The 10,441-nt window shown below is 60.2% G+C and carries 10 protein-coding genes and 2 pseudogenes; 1 reads left to right on the top strand and 11 read right to left on the bottom strand.

From position 1 onward, the window contains the following. The coding region (locus BSU04_RS35505) for a tyrosine-type recombinase/integrase (RefSeq protein ID WP_179258554.1) at positions 1-358 on the top strand (358 nt) is incomplete at its 5' end. On the opposite strand, the gene BSU04_RS35500 is transcribed toward BSU04_RS35505, so the two are convergent. The 11 genes and pseudogenes from BSU04_RS35500 to BSU04_RS35450 all read right to left on the bottom strand — a co-directional run. Next, entirely contained in the window at positions 359-1,207 is an 849-nt protein-coding gene (locus tag BSU04_RS35500) for a tyrosine-type recombinase/integrase (RefSeq protein ID WP_089164919.1), read from the bottom strand. Further along, positions 1,204-2,226: a site-specific integrase gene (locus tag BSU04_RS35495; protein ID WP_218827394.1), complete on the bottom strand. Its 1,023-nt coding sequence runs from the start codon at positions 2,224-2,226 to the stop codon at positions 1,204-1,206. Before BSU04_RS35495 ends, BSU04_RS35500 begins: the two co-directional genes overlap by 4 nt. Before the next feature lie 286 nt (positions 2,227-2,512). Further along, positions 2,513-2,869, bottom strand: a complete 357-nt coding sequence (locus BSU04_RS35490; RefSeq protein ID WP_089164917.1) for a tyrosine-type recombinase/integrase — start codon at positions 2,867-2,869, stop codon at positions 2,513-2,515. Further along, a pseudogene (locus BSU04_RS35485) lies at positions 2,848-3,563 on the bottom strand (alginate export family protein); the annotation flags it as partial. The pseudogene BSU04_RS35485 and the gene BSU04_RS35490, both read right to left, overlap by 22 nt. Further along, positions 3,553-4,515: a glyoxalase gene (locus tag BSU04_RS35480; protein ID WP_089164916.1), complete on the bottom strand. Its 963-nt coding sequence runs from the start codon at positions 4,513-4,515 to the stop codon at positions 3,553-3,555. The gene BSU04_RS35480 and the pseudogene BSU04_RS35485, both read right to left, overlap by 11 nt. Before the next feature lie 95 nt (positions 4,516-4,610). Beyond that, positions 4,611-5,282 carry a YoaK family protein gene (locus tag BSU04_RS35475; protein ID WP_089164920.1) on the bottom strand — a complete coding sequence of 224 codons (672 nt, stop codon included), beginning with the start codon at positions 5,280-5,282 and terminating at the stop codon, positions 4,611-4,613. Positions 5,283-5,324: 42 nt separating this feature from the next. Next, complete coding sequence (locus tag BSU04_RS35470) at positions 5,325-5,585, bottom strand: DUF1427 family protein (protein ID WP_089164915.1); 261 nt, start codon at positions 5,583-5,585, stop codon at positions 5,325-5,327. A 31-nt stretch (positions 5,586-5,616) separates the two neighbouring features. Next, positions 5,617-6,256: pseudogene (locus BSU04_RS35465) on the bottom strand (phosphohydrolase). 134 nt (positions 6,257-6,390) lie between these two features. Beyond that, a complete protein-coding gene (locus BSU04_RS35460) occupies positions 6,391-7,860 on the bottom strand; it encodes a mechanosensitive ion channel family protein (RefSeq protein WP_089164914.1) in 1,470 nt (489 codons plus the stop codon). 54 nt (positions 7,861-7,914) lie between these two features. Continuing rightward, positions 7,915-9,783 (bottom strand): amidohydrolase, encoded by a 1,869-nt coding sequence (locus tag BSU04_RS35455; RefSeq protein ID WP_089164913.1) that lies wholly within the window; start codon positions 9,781-9,783, stop codon positions 7,915-7,917. 261 nt (positions 9,784-10,044) lie between these two features. Next, positions 10,045-10,441, bottom strand: a 397-nt coding sequence (locus BSU04_RS35450) for an isochorismatase family protein (RefSeq protein WP_144021455.1), incomplete at its 5' end; no start/stop codon positions are given.

Raw genomic sequence — 10,441 nt, 5'->3', positions numbered from 1 at the left:
ACCGTCCAACCCGATCTTTCAATCGCTGCGTGGTACGGCGTTAAGCCATGACAGTCTGCAATATTTGCTGGACAAGCATCTCGCGGTAGCGCGCCTTCAATGCCCCTCACTCATCAGTAAGAAAGTAACGCCGCACAGTTTGAGACATTCATTGGCGATGAATTTGCTGCACCATGGCGCAGATCGCGTCGTGATCGCCCTCTGGCTCGGTCACGAATCGGTGGAAACCACTGCCATTTATTTCCAGGCGGATATGCAACTAAAAGAACAGGCGCTGGCGAAGGCCGCGACCACCGATGTGCAAGCACCGCGTTTCCGTCCCAATGATCACCTGCTGGCCTTCTTGAAGACCCTCTGATTATTCCGTATTGGCGCGGCTCCCAGGCCGGGTATTCTCCGGGGATTGCAGGCCCCGGAGATCGATATGCGGAATAATCCGGGACTCGGAATAATGCCTCATGTCGTGCAGACGCGGGCCGTGACTGTCGGATGCGCCGCGCAAGCCGATCTGTCGCGACAGCGCATAGAAAGCGCGGTGAATCTGAGCGCTGTCCATCCGGTTGCCCCAGCTCGAAACGAACAGGTAGGAAGATACCGGCCGCCCCACCCAATGATGTTCGCGTCGTGCAATATAGTCTGCAAGTTCCTTGCAAGTCGAGGCATGCAAAGGAACGAATCTCGACTTGCCTAGCTTCGCTCCACGGATCGTCAATATCCCCGCTGTTAGATCGACGTCCTGCAGTTTGAGATTGCGCGCTTCGCCCAGACGCATGCCTGATACGCTCAGTAATCCGAATAGACAATGATAGGTCCACGGCAGTAGAGCTCCCCGTTCATAGCGGTATGGCATCTGGAGCGCAGCCCGCAATAGTGCGCGAATCTCGCCGGTCGAATATAAATACGGTCGGGCTCGCTTAGGTTGAAACGGCAACAAACCCGGCGCTGGTATCTCGGTGCGAAGATCGGTCGCACTGCGATGGCGCGCAAAATCGCGCACGAAACCCAATCGTCGCGCCCATTGCGCGGGTTGGACATCCGATGGTTGTCGAGCCCAGGCGAGAGCCAACGCCTGAGTGACGTAGGAAGCACGATGTCGCTCCATGAACACGACGAAATCTGACAGCGCCTTGCCTGCCTCCTTCAGCTTAAATCCCAGGTTGCGCCTCAGATCAAGGTAATCCTGAACGGCTTGGCGAAGCGTGTTCATCGTACACCTCCCGGCCACGGCAATGCGAGTGTGCGCAATGCCTTGACGTCTACCTTCGAATAGATCTTTGTAGTCTGTGGATGACGATGACCCAACACCTCGCCGATCTCGCTGAGCGAGGCTCCATGGCTCAACATCTGGGTGGCCAGGCCATGGCGGAACTGATGGGCACCCAACGTGGGCGCGTCGATGCCAGCGCGCTGAAGCGAATGCCGGACGAGGGAGCCGACGCCAGATTGTCCACGAAAGCCTGTGATGGGGGCCTTTGCACGTAAAAACACGCGGCGACTGGCGCTATGAGGACGCCCGTGCCGCAAATATGCGGCAATTGCCTTGCCGACATCCACGGGTAAGGGCAGCTCGCTGCGTTGCCCACTCTTGCCGCGCACGCTCAATTGGCCGGAGCCCCAGTCGATATCATCGAGTTCGAGAAAAGCCACAGCACCAGAGCGTAACCCTAGTCGCGCGAGCAAGAGCAAGATGGCGTAGTCGCGACGCCCGACTGCAGTCCGTCGATCGATGCTAGCCAGCAACTGTCGCGTCTGGTCAGCAGAAATCGCACGAGGAATTGACGGCATCGACCAGTTGGCGACGACCGGAACGGCGGCAGCCAAATCCAGCGTAACGTCGCCGCTATAGCGCACGTAGCGTAGAAAAGATCGCAGTGCTGTGGTCATGAGCTTAGCTCGCCTCAAATGCAAATGTGGCGCGCGGATCTGCACAAAGCTCACGACATCTAAGGCACGTAGTCGCGATAACGTGACCTTCCCGTCACCGAAACAATGGTGGAGAAAATCGCGGATGAATGGCACGTAATTAATGATCGTTGTTTCAGCGAGAGCCTGAGCGTCGCGCAAGTACTCTGCGTATGCCTGCGCGCAGATCTCAGCCGGCGGCACCCGACGTGCGACTATCTTGTCGCAAGGTATCACGCCCTCACTGCGCATAAAATCAATGACATGCCTGAGCGCAGATCGATCCCCAAGGTAAGGTTGAACATGGCGGGCGCGATACCGCAAATACCGTATTGCGTGGTCGTAGCAGATGTCCTTTACACCGACACCTGTCTGTTTAAGCCATTGACTAAAGCATGCCGCGATTCGGACCTGCTGCTTCATGGACTGCGCACTGTATCCCTGAGCGCTGATCGCATTCGCAAAGGCTACCAAATGAGCTGCGAGCGGGCCTTCAGGTGCTCGCGAGAGAATGACCTGATCATGAATGGTGTACTTCACGATGAACTCCTTCCCCGACGAGGGGAGCGGGTGAAAGGAGTCAAGATTATCTCTATCCGACGACACGCATTTACCTAGAAAAACAGCACATCGCGCGGCTACAAGACATAATCAGGAAGGGTAGATAGTGACGAACCAGGTGCGGTGAGATGCGTCGTCCCTTGAGTCCCGCGCAATCAGTTGCCGCAGCCTGGTGGGCGAGGTTAAGGCGATCGGTTATTCCGGTTCGCGTCATCGGTCCGCCTGAACGATTTGGGAAGAGCCACTGTCCGGGTGAAGCGCCAATCTGCCGAAGCCAGAGCCGAATCTGGCTTGCGGTGCTGCGCCAGAGCGGGACCACACGTTCTTTGCGGCCCTTGCCGTGAAGACGAACGGAAGGGCGTCGATCCAGATCGACGTCGCCAACGCGTAAGCGATCCAGCGCCACGGACCGGTTTCATGGTCGGCCCAGATCGCGTCGAATGCCTGACGCACGTTCGGACCGTCAAGCACCGAGATGAACCGCTGCCAGTCGAACGCCATCTCCTGCCTACCGACCCGGAACTTGACCGTGCCGGGGCCAAGCGTCTCGGAAATGGCGACGAATGCCTGGCGCAGGTCGAGCGGGTTTATATCGAAGGGAGAAACGAGGTCCTTGCCGTAGGGCTGCGCGTCTTCGAACTGCACGAGGAACTGCACGTGCGACCCAAGGCGGATATCCGCGCGAAGGTCGAGCCGTTGCAGAAGGTAAGTGTCGTCGTGCGACGGGCCGAGGCCGAACAACGGCGTGTCGTTCATCTCAACGCGCTCGCGCAGGATCGCGCCGAGCGAGATATACGCGTCGGGATTGCCGAAAAGCGGAATGTATTTCAGCGAATCGAGCGGCGTCTTATGGACGCACGGATTGGCCAGCACGCCCCAGTTTTCTTGCCACGGTTGAACATCACGGCTGGACGCGCGCACGACGAACCCGGCGCGGCGGTAGTGCCGGTCCCAGTGTCGTCGGCGCTGCCCGTCGCGGTATCGGCGGCGAAGGCCGGCAGCGACGCCGCCAGCCCCGTGCTGATCAGCAACGTGCGAACAGCGCGCAACGCCGTGTAACGGCGCGAGCGCGCATTCAATGCAGTCACCTTACTGGCCATCGTGGATTTCAGCAATGTAGCCGCCCGGAAACTCCACGACCGCCGTCTTGCCCGACGCGGTAGCGTATGCCGGATATACGACTTTGGCACCGGCCGCTTGCGCACGTTCGAGCGTCTGGGCCAGATCGGCCACGCCATAGCCCGTGGTCTCACGCCCGAACGGGAACGGCAGCTTGCCGTCGGTGACGAACACCACCATGCTGCCGAATCCCGATTTGATGCGGATCTCGCGGATCATTTCACCCGGACGACCGATCACGCCGGCGTCCGCACGCGGGTTGTCGGAGACCACCTTGCCGTGCGAGAAGTGCATCCAGCGACGCACGAAGTTGTTGGCCTCGTAGCGCGACACATACACGCGGTTATCGGGCACGCTTTGCAGCGGCGCGTAATTCGGCGCCTTCGTGTGCCAGTAGAGTTGCATGGTCAGGCCACCCGGCCACTGGATAATTGCGTCCTTGCCGATCGGGTCATTGAACGTGTCGACGAGAACATCTGCGCCCGCAGCACGCGCGGCCTTCACGGCCAAATCCATGTCGCTGACCAGGTAGCCGGTGCGCTCATCGCCAAACGGATACGGAATCGGCGTTTCGAACCCGAACACCGACAACATGCCGACCGGCGTCTGCACGTATTGCGATGCAGTCTTGCTCGGCGTGGGCGTCACGGTGAATACGGCTTTCGGTGACGGCTTGCCGCCGAACGTCGCGATAAAAGCGCTCACGAATGCGTCGAGATCGGCGGATGCCACGTACACATGCGTGGTGTCGTACTGCGGCCCGACTGAGACATCCGCGCGTTTCGCGGCAAGCACTTTCTCGCTCGCGGATGTCTCGGGCAACTTCGCATCGGCGAATGCAGACGATATGGGCGTCAACCCTGGCGTAAACCCGATCAGCATGGCCGAGCAGAACACTGCGAGATGACGGAACCGATGAAGCGACGTGGACATAGTGTTACCCGTAGAGTTAGTAATGTTCGAAAACTGGAAAACCGGCCTTTGCCGACTGAAACGGAGCGAAACGACCAGCGCCGCATGCTCTCGGCTCACGCGCGCCGACCTTCTTTCCATGCGAGAAACAGCAGCACGGCCACGGGTCCGGCAATCGCGAAGAACGACACCCGGACATAAACCAGCGCACCAAGAATCGCCCCGGCCGCAAAACCGAGCATGGCTGCCAGCGTCCATTTGAGGCGCTCGTGAACCTGTTGCCCATGACCGCTCGCACTGCCCCGGTGGATGAGTTCGATCACATCCAGTACGACCTGCGTCACGTTGCCGGTCATCACCGTGTTCGGCAGGCCTGTGACCTGCAACAGGCGGCCGCGTGCGTTCTGTACGCCCATCGCCATGGTGCCGAGCACGCCGCACATAAGCACGACGGATGCGCTCGGATCCGTGACCGGCGAAGCAATCAGACCGGTCACCAGAAACGCCATCAGCAGCGCCGCCTGAAGCAGGTACAGCGCGCGGGCGGCTTCTGCGGCGTGGTTGCGCTCCATGAACTTGAACATCATGCTGCTCAACGCAATCCCCGCGATGAACGCCGGAAACGCCAGCAACTTGAGCAACACGCCTTGCCCGACCCCTGCCGCTTGCGCGCCGATCAGCACGAAGTTTCCCGTAACATGCGCAGTGAAGAGCCCGAACAACGCGACGAATCCCACCGTGTCCACATATCCGGCGATCAGCGCGAGCAGCGTGTCTTCGTGCTTAATCACGTGCGATTCCCCGGCAAACGGAAATAGATGCAGGCGGCATCATCCGCGCTTGTCGGCGGCGTTGTTGGCACCCGGGGCCACCGGTCTCTGCGGCGCCGCGGCGTTCACTTGACCCGCGACCTGCACGGTTTGCGTTTGCGCGAAAAATTGCGCCTTGACGACCGGTATCGCGTGCTCGCCCAGTACCATGCCGAGGAGACCAGCCAGCGCGATCAATGGCGGCGCCGGCGACTGCACCTTCAGCAGCCAGTAAAGGATCCCGACGCCGAAGCCGACTCCCAATGAAATGATGTAGCCCATTCTCAATGTCCTTTCAATAACCGCGTGCATGTCAATTCGGCCAGTCCGATCCAAGCACTAGTCCACAAAAATTCAGTCGCCGGTAGTTCGGGTCCCATCGATCGAGAACGTCGGCATAAACCGTTCCGAAGGTAGTCTCCGGCCAATGCTCCAGCTCGCGCGCATAAGCTTCGCTGATCTTTTTCTTGAAACCCGGTTCGCGCGGAGAGGCCTGCACACCCTCGTCGCGCTGTTGCGCGGTGAACTCGTCGTAGCGCGCCACGCAGATCCATCTGCACGCCCGCGCTGAGCAACGCGACCATTGGCGGCCGAGACTTGGGAATGGCCGGCGTCATATGCAACGCAACGGCTTCCGAGACAGCATCGATATCGCGCTCGTTCACCGGATACGCCCACAGGAATTCGCGCGCAGCATTCGCGCCGTCAATCTCAAACCGGTAAGGCGAAGACTGGTGTCGCGCATCGAGTCTTGCGTTATGAAACAACGCGCCTATATACAGCATCTCCGCATCGAACGTGAGTTGCTCGCGATACCCGGTCAGCGCGCCGAACAGGTAGGACCGGAACGCGTAGTGGTACATCGACTCGGACTCCGTTCCCCGGATTTGCTCGGTCGCTGCGCGCGCCATCACACCGTCAGCAATCTCAACTCCCGCAATGGTTTTGTTCATGTCTGTTCCTGCGTCTCAGGCATCCTCAACCTCCGACCGTCCAGTGCAGCGTAGCGAAACTTATCCGTAAAGACCTTGGCGAATCCTTAAAAAAACTTAAAGCGAAGTGTCTTAAGAGCGTCTGCGCGCCCCGTTCAATGCGCTAGCGCATGAAATCGCCGCACACCGTCGCGAATCCATTGCAGCAGACCGCCGGACGTCTCGTCCTCACGCACAGGCGACGCCAGCAGCAACTCTTCGGTCGCATGGTGTTCCGACAGCAGCCGGCACATCTCCCTCGCGACCTCGGGACGCCGCGTGAGGATTGGCGTCAGCGCGGCCTTGTCGAGCCGGAAAACAGTGGCGCGTGTCAGCGCCCGCATGGTCACGTTGGTCCGCACGCCCGCGAGGATACCCGACTGCCCGATGGAATCGCCGGGTGCAAGGCGCCGCAACGCGACATCGACGCCATTCTTCGCGACGCTCACCTGCGCGACGCCCCGGGCGAGAATATGCAACTCGTGGCCGGTCTCGTCAGCGGCGGCGTAAACAGTGTCGCCTGCGTCGAACTCGTGCTGGGTCAGTTGCGCTTCCAGTTCCGATATTTCGGCGTCATCGAGCGTCTGGAAAATTATCACACTGCGCAACAGCCGGTGTTTTTCATCCGCGTTTTCGGTCACGGATTCGGCCACCGAGAGCGAGCGCAGCGCGACTCCACGCGACAGCAAATGCCGGTGCGCCAAATCAAAGAGGTCGTTGCGCACATCGATCTTCTTGCTGAGGGCATCGACGTAACAGACGATCTCGTATTCGATCGCATCATCGCTCGCGCGCCGCACGCTCACGATTGGCCGGGGATCCGTAAGAACCGCGTCGGAACTGGCCGCGGCGTTGGCGAGCGCATTGAGTACGAGCGCGGGCCGGATCGAGGGCGTGATCGACAACACGACACTGATGCCATGCGTGTGCGACGGCTCATTCGCATTGACGATATTGGTCCGCGCCGCCACGCTATTCGGAATCACGACGATATTGCCCTGCCCGTTCAGCAAGCTCGTCGCCCGCCAGTTGCTCTCGACAACCTTGCCTTCCACTTCGCCTATCGTAATCCAGTCGCCCAGTCGAAACGGCTGCGTCGCATTTAGGACGATGCCGGAAAACACGTCGTTGAGTGTGCTCTGGATTGCTAGGCCGAGTACCACCGCAAGCGCTCCCGAGGTTGCCAGCAAGCCGCGCACGGGCAGTTGCAACACGAACGCGATCGCGCCAACCGCGGCGGCGAGGAAGATCAGCGCGCCGAGCACGTCCTGGAACAGACGCTCCTTATGCCACGACTCAGGCAGCACCGCGCGATCGAGCACCACCGTGACGAGGCGCGCGCCCTGCAGCCACCACACCAGTTCCAGTAGCTGCGCAAGCATATGGCGCAACGGTTCGTCGGGCCACGGTGCTGCGCGCAGCGGATTCATGCCCGAACTGAACAGCACATAGCTCGACAAGCCGAACATGAGCGCCCGAAAAGCGAGGCGCGCCTGCTCGATTTTCCGGTCCATGAAGCGCCACGCAAGGAAGTCTAGAACCAGGATAGCGATGCCGTAGAGCACCCCATCGGTCAGGGTCGGCATGATGATCCTCGCTTGCCTCGCGGCACGAGTCGGTGCAACACGAACCGGCGCACGTCAGAACGCGAAACAGCTACAACCCAGCGCGCCCCAGAAGCCGTTTGAATCACTGACCGGCACGTTCTTGCGCCATGCCCAGCCGTGCGCATGCGCATGCACGCCACATAGGTTGACGCAGCCATCGACGCACGCCACTGCCGTCGGCTTGTAACGGCTGTAACCGCCGAACTCGGCGACTGGAGACCACGACGGGCTCACCGGCAGATCGGGCGGTGCGAGCGACGCGAATTCATCGTCGGCGTAGACAATCTTGCCGCCAACTACCGTCATTGCCGAGGTGAGGAACTTGATGCGGCTTTCATCGATGGAAAAATAATCTTCGCTGAGTACCGCGAAGTCGGCGAAATGGCCGGGCACCAGCGCGCCTTTGCGCTCCTCTTCGTTCGAGAACCACGCACTGCCCACCGTGTAGCGGCGCAGTGCCTCCATCCGGTCCAGCTTGTTTTCGACTGAATACATCGCAGTGCCGCCAACCGTCTTGCCCGACACCATCCAGTATAGCGACACGAACGGGTTGAAACTCGCGACGCGCGTGGCGTCCGTGCCGGCGCCGACGGGAAGGCCAGCGTCCAGCATGTGGCGGATCGGTGGCGTGCGCTTGACGGCCTCTTCACCGTATTGCTGAATGAAGTACTCGCCCTGAAATGCCATCCGATGCTGGATCGCAATGCCGCCGCCGAGTGCGCGTACCCGCTCGATATTCTCCTGCGTGATGGTCTCGCAATGGTCGAAGAACCAGCGCAAGCCGTTGAACGGAATGTCGGCGTTCACGCGTTCGAATACATTCAGGAAGCGTTCGATCGACTCGTTGTAGGTTGCGTGCAGACGGAACGGCCAGCGGTTCGCCACCAACAGCCGGACGACGGCTTCGAGCTCCGCTTCGAGCGTGTCCGGGAGATCGGGCCGCGGTTCCAAAAAGTCTTCGAAATCGGCGGCCGAGAACACCAACATTTCGCCGGCGCCGTTCACGCGCAGGAAATCGTCGCCCTCGCCGGGCTTCGTCATCTTCACCCATTTCGCGAAATCCTCGATTTCCTTCTTCGCGTTTTGCGTGAACAGGTTGTACGCAATGCGCACGGTAAGCTCGCTGTTCTTTGCCAGGTCCATGATGACGGCGTAGTCGTCGGGATAAGCCTGATAACCGCCGCCTGCATCGATCGCGCTTGTCACACCGAGCCGGTTCAGCTCGCGCATGAAGTGGCGCGTAGAGTTGCGCTGATCTTCCAGCGCGAGCTTCGGACCTTTGGCGAGCGTCGCGTAGAGCAATCCTGCGTTTGGCCGTGCGATCAGCATGCCGGTCGGATTTCCGCGTTTGTCGCGCTGGATCTCGCCGCCGGGAGGATTCGGCGTGTCTTTGGTGTAGCCCACGGCGCGCAGCGCCGCTGCGTTCAATAGCGCGCTGTCGTAGAGGTGCAGGATGAAAACCGGCGTATCCGGTGCGATGGCATTAACTTCATCGAGCGTCGGTCCGCGCCGCTCGGCAAACTGGAATTCGTTCCAACCACCCACCACGCGCACCCATTGCGGCGCAGGCGTGCGGGCCACCTGCTTGCGCAGCATCTCGAGCGCATCAGCCAGCGACGGCACGCCGTCCCAGCGCAATTCCATGTTGAAGTTGAGTCCGCCTCGAATGATGTGCAGATGCGAGTCGTTAAGACCAGGAATGACCGTCCGGCCCTTGAGGTCGATTTGCCGCGTTCCTTCTTTCACGTGACGCATCACGGCATCGCGTGGCCCCGAAGCGATAATGCGGCCATCGGCGACCGCAATCGCATCGGCGAACGAGCGTTTGTCGTCCTGCGTGGCAATTTTGCCGTTGAAAAACACGACATCGGCGGGCGTCGGCGCGGAAGTATTGGAAGTCATGGTGATCCTCACAGGGAGCGCTCCGCTGTTCACGCGCGGAACTGTTCATGGGAAGCGGCCGCTCGTCGCGTTTGCCTCCATAAAGCATTTAGTAACAGGTTGTGGCCGGCATGTAGAATTCAGGATACCGATGCACCGGCCCCGAATCCCGCTGCATTCACCGGCACGTTCGTGCAGATGCAAGCTCAATAGATCCGAGGCAGACGCGACCCGCATAGTCTTCGAGTCGCCCCGGCTCGCCGGACGACGCAATGCGGCTACTTACTTCTTGGCAGGCACCGCTGCCAGAATTTCGTGCGGCTGCGTCGTACGCTGGGGAGCCTTGTGCACCATCGTGTAGGCATAGTCCACCCCCATCCCATACGCACCCGAATGCTCTTTGGCGATCTTCATGACTGCGTCGTAGGTCTCCTTGTGCGCCCAATCGCGTTGCCATTCGAGCAGCACCTGTTGCCAGGTCACAGGTACCACGCCGGCCTGGATCATGCGTAGCATCGCGAAGTCATGCGCTTCTTTCGTCGTGCCGCCCGACGCGTCGGCGACCATGTAAATTTCGTAGTCGCCTTCGTCCATGGCACACAACGAAAAGGTGTTGTTGCACACCTCGGTCCACAGGCCTGCCACCACCACCTTTTTCCGACCATTGGCGGCAAGCGAG

The organism is Caballeronia sordidicola, assembly GCF_002220365.1.
GTDB lineage: Bacteria > Pseudomonadota > Gammaproteobacteria > Burkholderiales > Burkholderiaceae > Caballeronia > Caballeronia sordidicola_C.
Note: the sequence above shows the minus strand (reverse complement) of the source record. Positions and strands in the feature narration are given on the sequence as shown.

Excerpts from the sequence above, each read along its gene's own strand:
- BSU04_RS35500 (WP_089164919.1), bottom strand. The coding sequence starts at position 1,207 with ATGAACACGCTTCGCCAAGCCGTTCAGGATTACCTTGATCTGAGGCGC.
- BSU04_RS35480 (WP_089164916.1), bottom strand. The coding sequence starts at position 4,515 with ATGTCCACGTCGCTTCATCGGTTCCGTCATCTCGCAGTGTTCTGCTCG.
- BSU04_RS35470 (WP_089164915.1), bottom strand. The coding sequence starts at position 5,585 with ATGGGCTACATCATTTCATTGGGAGTCGGCTTCGGCGTCGGGATCCTT.
- BSU04_RS35460 (WP_089164914.1), bottom strand. The coding sequence starts at position 7,860 with ATGCCGACCCTGACCGATGGGGTGCTCTACGGCATCGCTATCCTGGTT.
- BSU04_RS35455 (WP_089164913.1), bottom strand. The coding sequence starts at position 9,783 with ATGACTTCCAATACTTCCGCGCCGACGCCCGCCGATGTCGTGTTTTTC.